19 protein-coding genes are annotated in these 15,961 nt (G+C 54.9%); 4 read left to right on the top strand and 15 right to left on the bottom strand.

What is annotated here, in order from left to right:
* From C5610_RS03165 to flhA, 12 genes are read right to left on the bottom strand one after another with little or no spacing between them, the layout of a single operon-like run.
* Positions 1 to 480, bottom strand: coding sequence for a DUF2802 domain-containing protein (locus C5610_RS03165; protein WP_105305867.1), 480 nt, complete (start codon positions 478 to 480; stop codon positions 1 to 3).
* 3 nt (positions 481 to 483) lie between these two features.
* Positions 484 to 996 carry a chemotaxis protein CheW gene (locus tag C5610_RS03160; protein WP_105305866.1) on the bottom strand — a complete coding sequence of 171 codons (513 nt, stop codon included), beginning with the start codon at positions 994 to 996 and terminating at the stop codon, positions 484 to 486.
* 47 nt (positions 997 to 1,043) lie between these two features.
* Complete coding sequence (locus tag C5610_RS03155) at positions 1,044 to 1,808, bottom strand: chemotaxis protein CheW (protein WP_105305865.1); 765 nt, start codon at positions 1,806 to 1,808, stop codon at positions 1,044 to 1,046.
* Positions 1,805 to 2,590 carry a ParA family protein gene (locus C5610_RS03150; protein ID WP_105305864.1) on the bottom strand — a complete coding sequence of 262 codons (786 nt, stop codon included), beginning with the start codon at positions 2,588 to 2,590 and terminating at the stop codon, positions 1,805 to 1,807. The genes C5610_RS03155 and C5610_RS03150 overlap by 4 nt, the downstream gene beginning before the upstream one ends.
* A 2-nt stretch (positions 2,591 to 2,592) precedes the next feature.
* Positions 2,593 to 3,783 (bottom strand): chemotaxis response regulator protein-glutamate methylesterase, encoded by a 1,191-nt coding sequence (locus tag C5610_RS03145; RefSeq protein ID WP_105305863.1) that lies wholly within the window; start codon positions 3,781 to 3,783, stop codon positions 2,593 to 2,595.
* A 15-nt stretch (positions 3,784 to 3,798) separates the two neighbouring features.
* Positions 3,799 to 5,979, bottom strand: a complete 2,181-nt coding sequence (locus tag C5610_RS03140) for a chemotaxis protein CheA (protein WP_105305862.1) — start codon at positions 5,977 to 5,979, stop codon at positions 3,799 to 3,801.
* Positions 5,980 to 5,992: 13 nt separating this feature from the next.
* The gene (locus tag C5610_RS03135) at positions 5,993 to 6,733 is read right to left on the bottom strand and encodes a protein phosphatase CheZ (protein WP_105305861.1); all 741 of its coding nucleotides are present in this window, start codon (positions 6,731 to 6,733) and stop codon (positions 5,993 to 5,995) included.
* A 14-nt stretch (positions 6,734 to 6,747) separates the two neighbouring features.
* Positions 6,748 to 7,131 carry a chemotaxis response regulator CheY gene (cheY, locus tag C5610_RS03130; protein ID WP_105307686.1) on the bottom strand — a complete coding sequence of 128 codons (384 nt, stop codon included), beginning with the start codon at positions 7,129 to 7,131 and terminating at the stop codon, positions 6,748 to 6,750.
* A 34-nt stretch (positions 7,132 to 7,165) separates the two neighbouring features.
* Complete coding sequence (locus C5610_RS03125) at positions 7,166 to 7,891, bottom strand: RNA polymerase sigma factor FliA (RefSeq protein WP_105305860.1); 726 nt, start codon at positions 7,889 to 7,891, stop codon at positions 7,166 to 7,168.
* Positions 7,884 to 8,756: a MinD/ParA family protein gene (locus C5610_RS03120; RefSeq protein WP_105305859.1), complete on the bottom strand. Its 873-nt coding sequence runs from the start codon at positions 8,754 to 8,756 to the stop codon at positions 7,884 to 7,886. The genes C5610_RS03125 and C5610_RS03120 overlap by 8 nt, the downstream gene beginning before the upstream one ends.
* 15 nt (positions 8,757 to 8,771) lie before the next feature.
* Positions 8,772 to 10,166: a flagellar biosynthesis protein FlhF gene (gene flhF / locus C5610_RS03115; protein WP_105305858.1), complete on the bottom strand. Its 1,395-nt coding sequence runs from the start codon at positions 10,164 to 10,166 to the stop codon at positions 8,772 to 8,774.
* A 14-nt stretch (positions 10,167 to 10,180) separates the two neighbouring features.
* Positions 10,181 to 12,322 (bottom strand): flagellar biosynthesis protein FlhA, encoded by a 2,142-nt coding sequence (gene flhA / locus C5610_RS03110; protein WP_105305857.1) that lies wholly within the window; start codon positions 12,320 to 12,322, stop codon positions 10,181 to 10,183.
* A gap of 225 nt (positions 12,323 to 12,547) precedes the next feature.
* On the opposite strand from flhA, the gene C5610_RS03100 reads away from it, so the two are divergent.
* Genes C5610_RS03100 through C5610_RS03085 form a run of 4 tightly spaced genes read left to right on the top strand, consistent with a single transcriptional unit; the run spans position 12,548 to position 13,949 of the window.
* Positions 12,548 to 12,961, top strand: a complete 414-nt coding sequence (locus tag C5610_RS03100) for a prepilin-type N-terminal cleavage/methylation domain-containing protein (protein ID WP_158682650.1) — start codon at positions 12,548 to 12,550, stop codon at positions 12,959 to 12,961.
* Positions 12,955 to 13,452: a hypothetical protein gene (locus C5610_RS03095; protein ID WP_158682649.1), complete on the top strand. Its 498-nt coding sequence runs from the start codon at positions 12,955 to 12,957 to the stop codon at positions 13,450 to 13,452. Before C5610_RS03100 ends, C5610_RS03095 begins: the two co-directional genes overlap by 7 nt.
* Positions 13,439 to 13,654, top strand: a complete 216-nt coding sequence (locus tag C5610_RS03090) for a Type II secretion pathway-like protein (protein ID WP_105305853.1) — start codon at positions 13,439 to 13,441, stop codon at positions 13,652 to 13,654. The genes C5610_RS03095 and C5610_RS03090 overlap by 14 nt, the downstream gene beginning before the upstream one ends.
* Positions 13,632 to 13,949 carry a type II secretion system protein J gene (locus C5610_RS03085; protein ID WP_105305852.1) on the top strand — a complete coding sequence of 106 codons (318 nt, stop codon included), beginning with the start codon at positions 13,632 to 13,634 and terminating at the stop codon, positions 13,947 to 13,949. Before C5610_RS03090 ends, C5610_RS03085 begins: the two co-directional genes overlap by 23 nt.
* Positions 13,950 to 14,020: 71 nt before the next feature.
* Here the strand turns inward: C5610_RS03085 and ispH are convergent, their stop codons facing one another.
* From ispH to lspA, 3 genes are read right to left on the bottom strand one after another with little or no spacing between them, the layout of a single operon-like run.
* Positions 14,021 to 14,953 (bottom strand): 4-hydroxy-3-methylbut-2-enyl diphosphate reductase, encoded by a 933-nt coding sequence (gene ispH / locus C5610_RS03080; RefSeq protein ID WP_105307685.1) that lies wholly within the window; start codon positions 14,951 to 14,953, stop codon positions 14,021 to 14,023.
* A 41-nt stretch (positions 14,954 to 14,994) separates the two neighbouring features.
* Entirely contained in the window at positions 14,995 to 15,435 is a 441-nt protein-coding gene (gene fkpB / locus C5610_RS03075; protein ID WP_105305851.1) for an FKBP-type peptidyl-prolyl cis-trans isomerase, read from the bottom strand.
* 1 nt (position 15,436) lies between these two features.
* Complete coding sequence (gene lspA, locus C5610_RS03070) at positions 15,437 to 15,958, bottom strand: signal peptidase II (protein ID WP_105305850.1); 522 nt, start codon at positions 15,956 to 15,958, stop codon at positions 15,437 to 15,439.
* Positions 15,959 to 15,961: the final 3 nt, after the last annotated feature.

Genomic DNA, 15,961 nt, shown 5'->3' with positions numbered 1-15,961 from the left:
TTATTTGCGCATCGCCACCAGCAACTCCGCTTCGGCACGGGGTAAGTCGCATTCCTGCATGATGTCTTCGACTGTGGCGCCATCGGCAATCAGTTTGGCCGCGCGTTGATAGAGTTTTGCGCCCGGATCCTGCTCCGCCAGTTGCTGCAGTTTTTGCTCTAACAACTGCTGTTCTTGCTGGAGCTGTGCCACTGTCTGCTGCAGTTGCTCGCTTTGCGCGTCCAGTTGTTGCTTGAGGCTTAATTCAAGACTCTGTTGCAGTTGTTCGGTTTGGGCATAGTCAACATGACTGGGTTGTTGTTCCAGTTGTTGCTTTAGGGCCAGCACGTCAGCCGCGGTTTCGGTTAGCATCATCAGCCGCTGTTGCTGACGTTCAATCAGCTCAGCCTGTTTGCGCGACGTGACAATCACCGCGGTCAGTGCCAGCAGCGCCAGCACTAACGCGATCACGGCGATGATCAACGGCGTCGAGAGCATCATTGGTTAACCCAAACGGGAAATCTCATCCCACTCATCGTCGGTCAGCATTTTGTCCAGATCGACCAGGATCAGCAACTCGTCATCGCGATTGCTGACGCCTTGAATAAAGCGCGAGCTTTCGTCGGTACCGACGTTCGGTGCGGTATCAATTTCTGATTTTTTCAGGTAAACCACTTCGGCTACACTGTCCACCAGGATGCCGATGACCTGTTTTTCCGATTCGATAATGACCACACGGGTGCTGTCGGTCACTTCCGTTTGGGGCAGACCAAAGCGCAGGCGGGTGTCGATCACGGTTACGACGTTGCCGCGCAGATTGATGATACCCAACACATAGTTTGGCGCGCCGGGGACCGGGGCGATTTCGCTGTAGCGCAAGACTTCCTGCACCTGCATTACGTTAATGCCGTAGGTTTCCTGATCGAGCTGAAAGGTTACCCATTGCAATACTTCGTCGTTTGCGTCTGTTTCGCTGTTTTTACGCGTGTTTTTTACGTTTCGAGTTTCCGTCGCCATGCTTTTGCTCCGATATTTTGTGGTCGCGCCAGGGCGCGGCCTCCGGGTTATTTTTGAATGTGTCCTGAACCGTTATTCAGCAGTGTAATCAATGCATTGACGTCGAGCAATGCACACATGCGTTCGCGTACCACACCGGCGAGCCATGGGCGCTTTTCATTGACACCTTTACGCCATTGGATGGCATCCGGGTGCAGCGGTTCGCTGTCAACCAATTCTTCGCATAATAGCCCCCAGGGGCTGTCGTTGAGCGTGATCAGATATTGATAGTCGATACTCTGTTCAAGCTCCGGGGTTAATTTTTCCGGCATTACCCATCTAGCTGTATCGACCACTTGCAGTTTTTCTTCACGTTCGGTCATGATGCCTCTGAACCATTTCGGTTTGCCAATCAGCGGGCTGATTTTACCGACCGTGTGAATACCACCGAGACTTTTTAACGGTACCGCCAAAGTGAGCCCGGCGACGCGGAAGAACAACGCCTGGAAGTCACCTTGCTGGTATTCCTGCATGGCGTCGGGCTTAGGGCTTGCTTCGTTCGCCGGTTTAGGCGCTGCGCGCGGTGTGGGGCTTGCTTCGCTTGCCGGCTTGGGCGCTGCGCGCGGTGCGGGGCTTGCTTCGCTCGCCGGCTTGGGCGCTGCGCGCGGTGTAGGGCTTGCTTCACTTGCCGGCTTGGGCGCTTCGCGCGTTAGTGTCGCTTTTTGCAGCAGTTGTTTGACCGGCTCGTGGTCGAACTCGGCGACAGGCTTTTTTTCTTCCTCAAGCAAGGCGTTGAGGTATTCCATCATGGCTTTATCGCTGCTGCCGCTCATTCTGTGTCCTGCTGTGCTAACTGTTGTAAATGGGTCAACAAACTTTGATAGGCTAACACACCGCGAGCCTTAGGCGCATACAACGACGGTGGCAGTTGTTCATTACTGGCGTCACGAAACTTGGTGTCGATGGGTATCATGCCATTCCAGACCGAATTGCCATAGCGTTCCACCAGCTTTTTGTAGGTATCCAGTGACGCTCGTGTGCGCTTGTCGTAAAGCGTCGGGATGATGGTGTAGCGATAACCGTGGCCGCGGGATTTTTGGATCAAGGACAGTGTGCGCATCATCCGATCCAACCCTTTTAGAGCCAGAAACTCCGTCTGCATAGGGATCAACACCCGATGACAGCAGGCAAGCGCATTAACCATCAGTACGCCAAGCACCGGCGGCACGTCAATCAGTACGTAATCGTAGTCGTCGGCGACCAGCGCCAGCGCGCGTTTTAACACCAGCCCCATGCCGCCCTGCGTGCCGAGTTTACGATCCAGCGTGGCCAGGGCCATAGTGGCCGGCATCACGTCGAGGTGTTTTACTTCGCTGGGCAGAATTGCCTGTTTGACCTGTTCACGGGTAATGGCTTTTCCGGCCGAGAATACATCATAGGCGCTGGCGGGCAGCTCTTCGGAATCAAAGCCAAAATAGTAAGTCAGTGACGCATGCGGGTCGGTATCGATGCACAGTACGCGTTGTTGCCGCTCAGCCAGCAGTCCGGCCAGGGCAACCGTGGTGGTGGTTTTACCAACACCACCCTTTTGGTTCGCGACGGTCCATACGATCATGCTCAGTGGTATCCAACCTCTTTTAAGATGGCGCGGGCCATGTCATTTAAGCTGATACTGCGCGTCGAAATACCGGCACTGGCGACCGCTTGTGGCATACCGTACACCACGCAGCTGGCTTCATCCTGCGCCCAGATGGTGGCCCCCTGCTGTTTCAGCATTCGTGAACCCTCGCGTCCATCGGCTCCCATGCCGGTCAGGATAACGCCCAGCACCTTGCCGCCGAACAATTTCGATAAGCTGGCAAAGGTAATGTCGACACTGGGTTTGTAGGTGATCCGGCCGCTGTTGTCTTCTTTGATACGAATGCGTGCGCTGCTGGCCGAGCCATCGACGATCATCTGTTTGCCGCCGGGCGCCAGATACGCGTGTCCGGGGCGCAACACATCGCCCTCTTCCGCTTCTTTCACGCGCACTTTACAGAGCCCGTCGAGGCGCTGCGAAAAGGCTTTGGTGAAAGCCGCCGGCATATGTTGCACCATCAGGATCGGGTACGGGAAATTCTCCGGCAATTGCGTCAGAATTTTTTGCAGCGCCACCGGGCCACCGGTTGAGGTACCAATCGCCAGCACCTGATAAGCGCGGTTAATGGTTAGATTGCCGGTCGCCGCCGGCGCGCTTGGCGCGGTGGCCTGCTCACGCTGACGTTGACGCTCTTCACTGCGCTGGCGAATGCGATCCAGCGCCGACGATGACGTGCTGCTGGTATCACGATGGCTGCTGACATCACGGCTTGAGGGACGTGGGTCGGTCGTCGGTCGCGTCGGCGTTGCTGCCCGGGTGGAACGTGCCGAGCTGTCCTGAGCAATGGCCAGTACGCGATCCTGCAGGGTTTTTACCGCTTCGTCGCGATTACGGGCGATGTCTTCAAACTTTTTCGGTAAGAAATCGGCGGCACCGGCTTCCAGCGCATTCAATGTTGCGGTGGCGCCCTCGTGAGTCAGTGAGCTGAACATCAGGATCGGGCACGGCGCCGAACGCATGATTTCTTTGACCGCATCAATGCCGTTCATAACCGGCATTTCGATGTCCATGGTGATCACGTCGGGGCGGAGTGACTTGGCCTTGTCGACGGCTTCGCGGCCATCGTTGGCTGAGCCGATCACTTCCAGTCGGCTGTTTTGTTCGAGGATCTCAGTGACTCGGCGGCGAAAAAACGCCGAGTCATCTACCACCAGAACTCGTACTGTCATCAGGAGGGTTATCCGTTAACGTTTGGCGTAATACTTGAGCATGCTCGGTACATCGATGATCAAGGCAATACCACCATCACTGGTGATGGTTGCTCCGGCCATCCCCGGCGTGCCCTGCAATAATTTATCCAGCGGCTTAATCACCACTTCTTCCTGGCCAATCAGTGCATCGACCACGAAGCCGACTTGCTGATTACCGATTTGTACCACCACCACATGACCGTTTTCGTTACGGCTTGAGCGGTCCGGGTTGCGCACCAGCCAGTGCTCGAGGAAGAACAGCGGTATCGCGCGGTTACGGACAATCAGCGTCAACTGACCATCGACGGTATTGGTACGCTTCATGTCGAGGTCGATGATTTCACTGACGACCGCTAATGGCAGCGCGAAGGTTTGATCTTTCACCGCCACCATTAAGGTTGGCAGAATGGCCAACGTCAGTGGCACTTTGATCAGCAGCTCGGTACCTTTACCCAGCTCTGAATTGATCTTAACGCTACCGTTGAGCTGGGCAATTTTCGTTTTTACAACGTCCATGCCCACACCGCGACCGGATACTTCAGACACTTGCTCTTTGGTCGAGAAACCGGCCGCAAAAATGAGGTTATACGCGTCTTCATTGCTCATGCGGGCGGCACTGTCTTCGTCCAGTACGCCACGCTTAATGGCAATGCTTTTCAGTTTTTCAGCGTCCATACCCGCACCGTCGTCTTTGATCGACAGCATGATATGGTCGCCTTCCTGCGACGCCGACAAGGTTACTGTACCCTGGCGTGGCTTTCCTTTGGCAACCCGTTCATCCGGCATTTCAATACCGTGGTCGACCGAGTTGCGCACCAAATGCACCAAGGGATCGGCAAGCGCTTCAACCAGGTTTTTGTCGAGATCGGTTTCTTCACCATACATCTCGAGGTTGATTTCTTTTTTCAGGCTGCGCGCAAGGTCGCGAACCACTCGCGGGAAGCGGCCGAAGACTTTCTTAATCGGCTGCATACGCGTTTTCATCACCGCACCCTGCAAGTCACCGGTTACCACGTCCAGGTTAGAAATGGCTTTGCTCATTTCCTGGGCGTTTTGGTTATCGTCGTTATTGCTGAGGCTCAGTAAACGGTTACGCACCAACACCAGTTCGCCGACCATGTTCATGATTTCGTCAAGGCGTTTGGTATCAACGCGGACCGTGGTTTCTGCCGGTGGTGGCGGCGGTGTTTTTGCGCCGGCTGCGGGTTTAGACGCTTCGCCTGGTTTGGCGCCGGCGGCGGGTTTGGAAGCTTCGCTTGGTTTAGCGCCTGCGGCGGGTTTGGAGCCTGCGGCGGGTTTAGCGGCTTCGCCTGGTTTGGCGGTTGGGGCTTTGCCCTGGCCATGGAGTTCGTCAAGTAAGGATTCGAACTCGTCGTCGGTGATTTCGTCGTCGTCTTTACCCGAGCCAGAGGCACGGGCTGTATCCGGGGCCGGCTTGTTGGCGTCTAGCTTGGTTGGGGCTTTACCCTGACCATGCAGTTCGTCGAGTAAGGCTTCGAACTCATCGTCGGTGATTTCGTCGTCGTCTTTACTCGTGCCAGAGGCACGAGCTACATCAGAGGCACGAGCTACATCAGAGGCACGAGCCGTATCAGAGGCGGCTTTGGTTGGCGCTTTGCCTTTGCCGTGCAGCTCGTCGAGCAGGGCTTCGAATTCGTCTTCCTGAATTTCGTCGATGCCACCGTCGTTGGCTTCGCTTTCCGGTTGTTCCGGCTGTTCCGGCTCTGCGGGCGCTTGAGCTTCTTCAGTGGTGTCAGCGGCAGCAGCGTCGTGTTCGTCGGCCGATTCCGGTTCACTGAGTTTGTGCAAAGCCTGCAGCAGTTGGTCAGAGGCAGCTTCAACCTCTTCGCGCGCCTGCAACTGAGCAAACTGCGCGTTGATGGTGTCCAGCGCCTGCAAAATGACGTCCATGAGCTCTGAAGTGACACGGCGTTGATGATTACGCAAGGTGTCAAAAACGTTTTCGGCACCATGACAGGTGTCCACTAACGCGTGCACGTTCAAAAAGCCGGCACCACCTTTAACGGTATGGAAACCGCGGAAAATGGCGTTCAGCAAATCTGAATTCTCAGGATCGTTTTCAAGCTCTACCAATTGCTCTGACAGTTGCTCGAGGATTTCCCCGGCTTCTATCAAAAAATCCTGCAGAATGTCTTCGTCCATTTCAAAGCTCATGCAATCGCTGCTCCTAGAATCCTAAACTCGACAATAAATCGTCAACATCGTCCTGACCGGACACCACATCATCGCGCTTATCGGCGTCGATAATGGGTCCTTCTGCCTGACTTTTATCGGCCGCTTGCGGCGCTTTCTTAGCACCTTTTTTCGCTTCGTCGCCAAACAGCTTCAGTAACTCAATCAGGTTCTTTTCGACGTCCTCAACCAACTGGATGACACGGCGGATGACCTGACCGGTAATGTCCTGATAATCCTGAGCCATTAATACTTCCGTCATCAAGCCGTGGATCTGCGGCATGTTCTGCCCACACGACCTAAGTACGTCGTCAACGCCGTGGCACAACGACTTAAACTCAGACAACTCAATGTTATTGTCCATAAGTTGTTGCCATTTCGGCATTAATTGCTCGATTTTTTGATGCATGTCATCTGCCATCGGCAAACAAGCTTCCACGGCATCCATGGTGCGGTTGGCGGCATCTTCGGTTTTTTGAATGACGTATTGCAGACGATTCTGTGCGTCGGGCAGTTCGTCTTCAGTCAGTTGCACAATGCGGGGGTCCAACTGAAAATCCTGCAGCGCTTCGTGGAGGTCACGCGTTAACTGTCCTACCGAAGTAAACAGTTTGTCGTTGCGCCGATTGTACACTTCGTCGAGCATTTCGTTGGCTCGTTTCTGCTGACCGGCTTCCAGTAAGGCAACCAGTTCTTTGGCTTGCTCTAACGAAATGTCGTGGGCATGCTCTGTCATGATAGCTCGCCCTGTTAGCTAATGCGTTCGAAGATCTTATCGAGTTTTTCTTTTAGCGTCGCAGCGGTAAAAGGTTTCACGATGTATCCGTTGACGCCGGCCTGTGCGGCCTGGATGATCTGCTCGCGTTTGGCTTCTGCCGTTACCATCAACACTGGCAGGTGTGACAATTTATCGTCTTTGCGAATCTCTTTGAGCAAATCGATGCCTTGCATACCCGGCATATTCCAGTCTGTTACGACAAAGTCAAAGTCACCTTGTTGCAACATGGGCAGCGCGGTATTACCGTCGTCGGCTTCCTGGATGTTGGTGAAGCCCAAATCGCGCAGTAAGTTTTTGATGATTCGTCTCATTGTTGAAAAATCATCAACAACAAGAATTTTCATATTTTTATCCAAAGCTCCCTCCACTGAGGCTCTCGATTACCACAAATTATTCAACCCAACTCTGCATACGCGACTTAAGGCGCAGCATGGCTTGACTATGAATTTGACTGACTCGCGATTCACTCACACTGAGTACTTCGCCAATCTCTTTTAAGTTCAGTTCTTCATCATAATACAACGAAAGCACCAAAGCTTCACGTTCAGGTAATGACGAAATGGTTTCAGCCAACGCCCGATGAAAGGCATCGTTCTCGACATCCCGTTGCGGCTCGTAATGCGCGCCGGTTACCTGCTCGGGTATGATCGCATCTTCTGACACCCCGAGGTCTTCAATACCGATGATGCGTCCCGAGTTTACATCACGCAAGATAGCATGATACTCGTCCAGCGACAGCTCCAATTGTGCCGCTACTTCTACGTCTTTGGCATCACGGCCGGTTTCGTTCTCAACCTGCCGAATGGCTTCCAGTACCCGCCGATGGTTTCGGTGTACGGAGCGCGGCGCCCAGTCTCCCCGGCGAATTTCGTCAAGCATCGCACCGCGAATACGAATGCCGGCAAAGGTTTCAAAGCTGGCCCCTTTGCTGCCGTCAAAATTTCGTGCCGCTTCCAGTAAACCAATCATGCCCGACTGGATCAGGTCGTCGATTTGCACACTGGCCGGCAATCGCGCCATCATGTGGTGCGCAATGCGCTTAACCAGACCGGTATGCTTCTCGATAATGGCCTGACGGTTGTCGGCATGCGCACTGTACACAGCTGCTTTATTCATTGGCAACATCCTGCTTAGATCTGTTATCGGCAGAAGTTATTAATTGTTCAAGGAAAAATTCCATGTGGCCACCTGCTTGGGCAGGGATTGGCCAGCCCAGGGCCTTCTTCGCCAGCGCTTTTATCGCCAACGATGCGGGTGATTTCGGGTGCGCCACGACCATCGCCTTTTGCTTTCTGACCGCCTGACGCAGGTTTTCGTCAAACGGAATAATAGCGGACAATTCTAACGCGACATCCAAAAATCGATCGGTGACTTTTGTCAATTTATTAAACAGCACCTGGCCGTCACGGAGGTTGCGTACCATATTGGCAACCACCTTAAACTTAAACACACCCTGGTCGCGACTCAATACTTTCATCAACGCGTACGCATCGGTAATTGACGTCGGTTCGTCACAGACCACCACGATAACGTCCTGGGATGCCCGCGCAAAGCTGACCACCGTGTTGCCAATACCGGCGGCGGTATCGACGATCAAGACATCAAAATCGCCCTGAAGCTCACTGAATGCCTGGATCAGGCTGGCGTTTTCACGCTCGGTCAACTCGACCATGGTGCGCGTACCTGAAGTGGCCGGTACGATTTGGATGCCCGCCGGCCCTTCCACCAGGATGTCCCGCAAATCGGCAGTACCGTCGAGCACATGAGAAAGGTTTTTACGCACTCTGAGGCCCAACATGACGTCAACGTTTGCTAACCCCAGATCGGCGTCTAAGACCAAGACGCGCTTACCCTGCTGCGCCATTGCAATCGCCATATTCAGCGACACGTTGGTTTTACCCACGCCGCCCTTGCCTCCGGTGACTGCAATTACTTTGATCTTTGACTGTTTCATTCTTCTTAAGCCACTTGCTTGATCCATGTGCGCGCTACTTCTTTAGTTAATACTCGTGTGCCAGTACGATTTTGGCATCTCTGTCATGTTCGAACAAATGCTTTTGTCATACAAGCGCTCAGCTTCGTTCACCAGAAAATGGGCGTCCGCCACTTTGATGTCTTCCGGTACTTGCTGGCCGTTGGTTAGATAACTTACCGCCATGCCATGCTCGATGGCAACACTGATGCTCTCACCCAGACTCAGGCATTCGTCCAGTTTGGTAAAAATACAGCCACTTAACGGCAGTGTTTTAAACTGTTTGACGGCGTCATTCAGTACCTGCGTTTGTGACGTTGCTGATAATACCAGATATGGGCGAATACGCAGACGGTTATTGTGCAGTAACGTGGCCAGTTGGTCGTTCAGGCGTTTATCACGCTGGCCCATGCCGGCGGTGTCGATCAGGATCAGTGATTTATCGCGCAGCGTCAGTAACGCATCGGCCAACTCTTTGGCGTTATTGGCAATTTTTACCGGACAACCCAGGATACGTCCATAGGTCTGTAATTGTTCACTGGCACCAATACGGAAGGTGTCGGTGGTGATCAGCGCCACTTTGTCAGCGCCGTGACGCTGCGCGTAACGTGCTGCCAGCTTGGCAATGGTCGTGGTTTTGCCGACACCGGTCGGGCCTACCAAGGCCACCGCGCCGCCACGCGTCAAAATATCGTCAGCGGTGGTATTGAGCTGACCTTCCAGTAATTGCAGGCATTGCTCCCAGCTGTCGTCGTCTTCGCCGCCTTCGGGAATGAAACAGGCGATCTGATCGGCGATGCGTTCGCTCAGACCCATGCCCATCAAACGTTTGGTGAGCATGGCACGGATGGGTTCTTCGCGCTCGATTTCTTGCTTCATCAGGCCGCTTAGCTGATGTTGCAACAGGTCTTTGATGCCGCGGATCTGGGCTTTTAATTCGGCGATTTCAGCAGCACTGCCGCCACTGACGTGCTCGGGGATGTCATCCCCGAGCGCTTGGCGCCCCTGCGGGGCTTGCTCGGCGCCCTGTGGGCTTGCTTGGCGCGGCGTTGCCGCTTGCTGGGCGCGCGCTCCTTCGTCGCTTGCTTGCTGGTTTGGCGCGCTTGTGCCTTCGGCACTTGCGCTTGCTGTCGCGCCAAAGGCGCGACCTACGGGGTGGCTTGTGCCTTCGGCACTCGCTGCTTGGCGTTGGAGGAGTTCGGCGAGGGAGCTGGCTGGGGTGGGCTCCTGCTTCGCAGTCGCAACCTCTGGTGCTGGTGCAGGTTCGGGTTGTTGGGCGTCGGGGTCGACGGCGGCGACGATTTCGATGCCACCGTTGACCTTTTTATTCGACATGATCACGGCGTCCGGGCCCAGGGTTTCTTTTACCTGCAGCAATGCGCGGCGCATATCTTCGGCAAAAAAGCGTTTAATTTTCACAAGCGACTCCCATCCTAACTATTCTGGCCCACGGTTTGGTTTCCACCGATAGAGCTGACGATCCGAATTTGTTTATCATCGGGGATTTCCTGATAACTCAGTACTCTCATGCCATCTGTCGCGTGACGGGCAAAGCGTGCCATGGTCGAGCGCAGTAGCCCCGAGGTCAGCAACACCGACGGTTCTCCGTTCATTTCCTGTTGCTGATGTACGTCGCGTAATGATTCCTGTAACCGTTCTGCAAGGCCGGGTTCGATGCCTGCACCTTGCTGATTACCGTCATTACCGGCGGCTTGCAAAGACTGATGCAACATCTGTTCCAACTCTGGTGCTAACGTGATAACCGGCAGTTCTGGCGCGCCCTCCGAGATATCCTGCACGATCAGACGACGCAGGGCGATGCGCACGGCGGCGGTGAGAACGTCAGGATCTTGACTCCGTGGTGCGTATTCCACCAGGGTCTGTACGATGGTACGCATATCGCGGATGGCGATGCCCTCATCGAGCAGGTTTTGCAGCACTTTGACAAAATTGCCCAGCGACAGCATATCCGGTACCAGCCCTTCGACCAGTTTCGGATGGCTGCGGCCAAGGCGATCGAGCAGTTCCTGCGCTTCTTCGTGACCCAGCAACTGTGACGCGTGGTTGGTGACGATTTGGCTTAGGTGAGTTGCCACCACCGTCGCCGCGTCCACCACGGTGTAACCCAGCGTTTGCGCGTGTTCACGCTGTTCCGGGCGGATCCACACCGCATCCAGGCCAAAGGCCGGATCTTTGGTCTTTTCACCGTCCAGTTCGCCGAACACCTGACCCGGGTTAATCGCCAGTTCCCAGTCGTGACGGATCTCGGCTTCGCCCATGGTGACGCCCATCATGGTAATGCGGTAGCTGTTCGGGCCTAAATCGAGGTTGTCGCGAATGTGCACCGAAGGTACCAGAAAGCCGAATTCCTGCGACTGCTTCTTACGCACACCCTTGATGCGCGACAACAGCTCGCCGCCCTGCGACTTGTCGACTAACGGGATCAGACGATAACCCACTTCCAGACCCAGGGTATCGACATGGCGCACGTCGTCCCAGCTGAGCTCTTTTTGGACTTGCTGTTGTTTTTGCTCCTGCTGCTCTTTTTCGACCAGCTCACCTTCCTGAGTTTCGCTTTTCTTGATTTTGAAGTAAGCGGCGCCGGCCAGTACCGCCGACATGCTTAAAAACGCCAGGTGTGGCATGCCCGGGATCACGCCCAGCGCAAACAACACGGCACTGGCAATCACCAGGACACGGGGGTTGTCGACCAACTGAAACACCACCGCGTCGCCCATGTCTTTGGTGTCGTTTTCGCGGGTGATGATGATAGCGGTGGCAACCGACAGTAACAGTGCCGGGATTTGCGCGACCAAACCGTCACCAATGGTCAGCAGGGTGTAAACCTCGATGGCTTCGCCGAAGCTCAGACCATGTTGGATCATCCCAATCAGGAAGCCGCCGATGATGTTAATCAGCAGGATCAGAATACCGGCGATGGCATCGCCTTTAACGAATTTACTGGCACCGTCCATTGAACCGTAGAAGTCCGCCTCGCGGGTAACGTCCTGACGACGCTGTTTGGCTTCTTCCTGGTTGATCAAACCGGCGTTCAGGTCGGCGTCAATGGCCATTTGTTTGCCCGGCATGGCGTCAAGGGTAAAACGTGCGGTGACTTCAGAGATACGTCCGGCACCCTTGGTGATAACCACGAAGTTGATGATAACGAGAATGGCGAACACCACCAAACCGACGGTGTAGTTACCGCCGATCACCACGCTACCAAAGGCTTCGATAACGCTACCGGCAGCGCCCGGACCGTTGTGACCTTCGAGCAATACAATACGGGTGGAGGCGACGTTGAGCGACAAGCGCAGGACGGTGGCGATCAGCAGCACCGTCGGAAACGCCGCAAAGTCCAGTGGTCGCTGGGTATAAACCGCAACCAGCATCACCACCAGCGACAGGGTGATGGAAAACGAGAATAATATATCCAGGATCATCGCCGGGATCGGCAACACCACCATCGCCAGTATCGCCATCACCGCCAGGGGGGTACCGAAACCTTTGATTAAATAGGAGTTATTCTGTGCAAATGCTTTTACGCTGTTAAGCCGTTCCGCACCACTCGCCATACTTCGTTTCTCGCGTCAAAAGTTTGAATCTGGGGTTGTTTATTCAAGATACATGCCAGCTTGCGCTTCGCGCGGCTGTTTGTGCCTTCGGCACGGCTTTTTTCGGCTTCGCCGAGGCTTTTGACGGCGGGCCCATCGAAGCCGATATCGCGTACGAATTTATCCGTTACCGTGCAATGGGCGTTTGGCCCAAGGTGGCTAAACTGGGTGGTTTTGGGCGGTGTTGTGATGGGCTTTAGTTTGCTTGAGTTATTGGTGTCGATGGTGGTGGTGGCGTTCTTGCTGGCGGCGGGGATGCCGGGGTTACAGCAGACCTCGGAGCGGGTGCAGATGGCGGTATGGAGTGAACGGGTGATGTTGTTACTGCAACAACGTAAGGCTTTTGCGATGGCTGAAGACCGTTCGGTTACGGTGGATTTGGCGTCGTTGGCAACGGAGCTGCCGCCGCGGTTGCTGTTGACGCATAACTTTTATGCCGGTGCGCCGCTGAGTTTTGAAGGAGCCAGCGGTTTTGCCCGGGCCGGCAGCCTGGAGTTGCGTAACGGCGGTTATGCAGTAAAGATTATTATCAGCGGGCTTGGCCGGATTCGTCGCTGTCAGTCGGCTGGGCAACGGCTTAGCGGGTTGCGGCCATGTTAAGGCGTTGTCAGAACGGAGCGAGCTTACTGGAAATGATGGTCGCCGCTTCGCTGGGCTTGCTGGTGGTGCTCGCGGTGCAGCAGACCTGGGCCTGGCAGTTGGGCCAGCAACTGGGGTCAGGCGAATCGACCAAGGCTTTTTTAACAGCACAGTCACTGATTGAACAGATCGCCCAAGATGCTGCCAATGCCAACCCCGACGCCATCGCATTAAGCGGTCGTTGCTATTTGCTGCCACAGCACGACGGCCGGCTGTTAGCCTATCGGGTTAAAAACCGTCAGGTACAGCGCCACACCCTCGCCCCTCATTGCCCTGAGCGTGGCTGGCAAAGTCTGAGCCATTACCATGATATTGCCGTCGACGAGCTGGTTATGCAGTTAACCCCAACCGCTGCGGCGGCGTTACTTAAGCTGGCACTGACAGCTAAGTCGCCGCGCGATGACAGTTATCATGCCTTTAAGCGCGAGGTGGTTCTGCATGTTGCGCGCTAATCTTCGTCACCAGCGCGGGCTGGCAGTGTTAATGACGGTGGTGACGCTCACCGCGCTCAGCTCGATGGCGCTGGCAGGGTTGCTGTTTCAGGCACAGGCGCTGCAGGCGCAACAACACCGGCAGTGGCTATTACTCAAGCAGCGTAACGAGCAGCAATTTGTGCGCCAGCAGGCCTATTATGCGCAGCTTGAAAAGGAATGATGGATTTTCACTACTGGAGGTATTGGTAGCCGCCGCGATTTTCGCCCTGTGGCTCCCCAGTAGTTTATATGCACTACAAACCGCCCTGGCGACACAACTTAAGGTGCAACAACGAGCGGAGCGGGTCGAAGCCATGATGACGTTACATGCCGATATCGCAGCGCAATGGCGTGAAGGTAGCGTTTCAGTTGAAGCAATGGAAATAGACTGGCAACTCGATGTCATCGACGCGCACCGAGCTGTTCTAACCCTATCCGCTGACGCCTATAGCCTGCGGTTTATTCTGACACGGTAAAGGCAGAACTAGCCGCCGCTACAGCGGCAAAGAGTTCTTGCGCCAGAGGCGCAAGCTACGAAAGCCGCAAGCTACGGGCGCAAGTCCGGCGGGATGGAGAAGGTGATGTTTTCGGCTCGGCCTTCGCGTTCGGTGACGGTCTCGCCGCCCCAGTCGCGTAATTGGTCGATGACTGATTTCACCAAAACTTCCGGAGCTGAAGCGCCGGCGGTGACGGCGATGCGTTGTTTGCCGTCAAGCCAACTGCGGTCGATGCAACTCGCGTCGTCGATCAAATAGGCCGGAGTGCCCATTTTTTCCGACAACTCGCGCAGGCGATTTGAATTTGAACTGTTGCTGGCGCCGACCACCAGCATCACGTCAGCTTCGCCGGCCAGTTCGCGTACCGCGTCCTGGCGGTTTTGGGTGGCGTAGCAAATATCATCCTTGCGCGGTCCCTGAATGTTCGGAAAGCGCGCTCTTAAGGCGTCGATAACATCCGCAGTGTCATCGACCGACAGCGTGGTCTGACTCATGTAATGCAGGTTGTCGGGATCTTTCACCTGCAACGTCGCCACATCGTCCGGCGATTCAACCAGGTACATGCCACCGTTAGGATTGGCGTACTGGCCCATGGTACCTTCGACTTCCGGATGGCCGGCGTGGCCGATTAATACGCACTCATGCCCTTTGCGGCTGGCACGGGTGACTTCCATATGCACTTTGGTCACCAGTGGGCAAGTGGCGTCAAACACTTTCAGACCACGGTCTTTGGCGTTTTGACGTACCGCCTGCGACACCCCGTGCGCACTGAAAATGACAATGGCGTCGTCAGGCACTTCGTCCAGCTCTTCGACAAATACTGCGCCTGCGTCTTTTAATGAATTCACCACGTATTTGTTATGCACCACTTCGTGGCGCACATATATCGGCGGTTCAAAAATTTCCAGCGCACGTTCAACGATGGTAATGGCGCGGTCAACACCGGCACAAAACCCGCGTGGGTTGGCTAACAGTATTTGCATAATTCCTCCGGAGCCTTCAGCAACTGGCGCGATTAACGCCATTAAGGCTCAACACTGATAATTTCGACATCAAAAATCACCGTCTGGCCGGCCAGCGGGTGATTAAAATCGATGGTAACGGTTGGACCATTGATTTTGCGGACAATGCCCGGCAGCTCAGTACCGTCCGGTTGGGTAAAGGCCAGAATGGCACCCACTTCCGGTTTGGTTTCGTCACTGAACTTAGACGAGTCCACGTAATAAAAGTTATCCGGGTTCGGCTCGCCGAAAGCGTCTTTAGGTTCCAGCGTAAATTCACGCTTAGAGCCGGCACGCAGGCCAATCAGGCAAGCTTCGAAGTTTTCCGTCAGGCTACCGTCGCCCATACGAAATTTCGCCGGCTTACCGGACATCTTGGTGCTGTCGGCGACCGAGCCGTCCGACAGCTTGATGGTAAAATGCATGACCACTTCGCGACCATCTTCGATGGGTAAACGACTCATACTACTTCTTACCCTCCTCGCGCTCCGCTTCGGTATCGTCACGACGATTCTCCACGAAGGCTTCTAATAACATCAATGCCGCACCAATGGTGATGGCCATATCGGCGACGTTAAAGGCCGGCCAGTGCCAGCCCTGATAGTGCACGTCCAAAAAGTCGATGACGTAGCCGTACATCATGCGGTCGGCGACGTTACCGATAGCACCGGATAAAATCAACGCGAACGACAGATTCTGGCGCCAGAAATTTACCGGGTTGCGGCGCAGCCAGATCAGCAGCACCGCACTGATGGCGATGGCGATGACGGTAAAGAACCAGCGTTGCCAGCCTCCACCGTCACTCAGAAAACTGAACGCAGCGCCGTAATTGTGAACGTAGGTGAGGTTAAACAAGCCGTCAATCACTACCCGGCTTTCGTACAGTTCAAACTCCGCGGCCACCCACACTTTGGTGATCTGATCGACGATCACCATCAGCACGGTTATCCACAGATAGCGCAGCCCGGAGGCGCGTTTTTTTAGCATCTC

Origin of the sequence: Idiomarina sp. OT37-5b, from assembly GCF_002968395.1 — a bacterium.
Classification (GTDB): Bacteria; Pseudomonadota; Gammaproteobacteria; order Enterobacterales; family Alteromonadaceae; genus Idiomarina; species Idiomarina aquatica.
The sequence above is the reverse complement of the archived record's forward strand: the minus strand, read 5'-3'. Positions and strand labels throughout refer to the sequence as shown.

Excerpts from the sequence above, each read along its gene's own strand:
- C5610_RS03085 (WP_105305852.1), top strand. The coding sequence starts at position 13,632 with ATGCGCAGCTTGAAAAGGAATGATGGATTTTCACTACTGGAGGTATTG.
- C5610_RS03095 (WP_158682649.1), top strand. The coding sequence starts at position 12,955 with ATGTTAAGGCGTTGTCAGAACGGAGCGAGCTTACTGGAAATGATGGTC.
- C5610_RS03160 (WP_105305866.1), bottom strand. The coding sequence starts at position 996 with ATGGCGACGGAAACTCGAAACGTAAAAAACACGCGTAAAAACAGCGAA.
- C5610_RS03120 (WP_105305859.1), bottom strand. The coding sequence starts at position 8,756 with ATGGATCAAGCAAGTGGCTTAAGAAGAATGAAACAGTCAAAGATCAAA.
- C5610_RS03090 (WP_105305853.1), top strand. The coding sequence starts at position 13,439 with ATGTTGCGCGCTAATCTTCGTCACCAGCGCGGGCTGGCAGTGTTAATG.
- C5610_RS03145 (WP_105305863.1), bottom strand. The coding sequence starts at position 3,783 with ATGACAGTACGAGTTCTGGTGGTAGATGACTCGGCGTTTTTTCGCCGC.
- ispH (WP_105307685.1), bottom strand. The coding sequence starts at position 14,953 with ATGCAAATACTGTTAGCCAACCCACGCGGGTTTTGTGCCGGTGTTGAC.
- C5610_RS03155 (WP_105305865.1), bottom strand. The coding sequence starts at position 1,808 with ATGAGCGGCAGCAGCGATAAAGCCATGATGGAATACCTCAACGCCTTG.
- C5610_RS03150 (WP_105305864.1), bottom strand. The coding sequence starts at position 2,590 with ATGATCGTATGGACCGTCGCGAACCAAAAGGGTGGTGTTGGTAAAACC.
- flhA (WP_105305857.1), bottom strand. The coding sequence starts at position 12,322 with ATGGCGAGTGGTGCGGAACGGCTTAACAGCGTAAAAGCATTTGCACAG.
- C5610_RS03140 (WP_105305862.1), bottom strand. The coding sequence starts at position 5,979 with ATGAGCTTTGAAATGGACGAAGACATTCTGCAGGATTTTTTGATAGAA.
- lspA (WP_105305850.1), bottom strand. The coding sequence starts at position 15,958 with ATGCTAAAAAAACGCGCCTCCGGGCTGCGCTATCTGTGGATAACCGTG.
- fkpB (WP_105305851.1), bottom strand. The coding sequence starts at position 15,435 with ATGAGTCGTTTACCCATCGAAGATGGTCGCGAAGTGGTCATGCATTTT.
- C5610_RS03125 (WP_105305860.1), bottom strand. The coding sequence starts at position 7,891 with ATGAATAAAGCAGCTGTGTACAGTGCGCATGCCGACAACCGTCAGGCC.
- C5610_RS03135 (WP_105305861.1), bottom strand. The coding sequence starts at position 6,733 with ATGACAGAGCATGCCCACGACATTTCGTTAGAGCAAGCCAAAGAACTG.
- C5610_RS03165 (WP_105305867.1), bottom strand. The coding sequence starts at position 480 with ATGATGCTCTCGACGCCGTTGATCATCGCCGTGATCGCGTTAGTGCTG.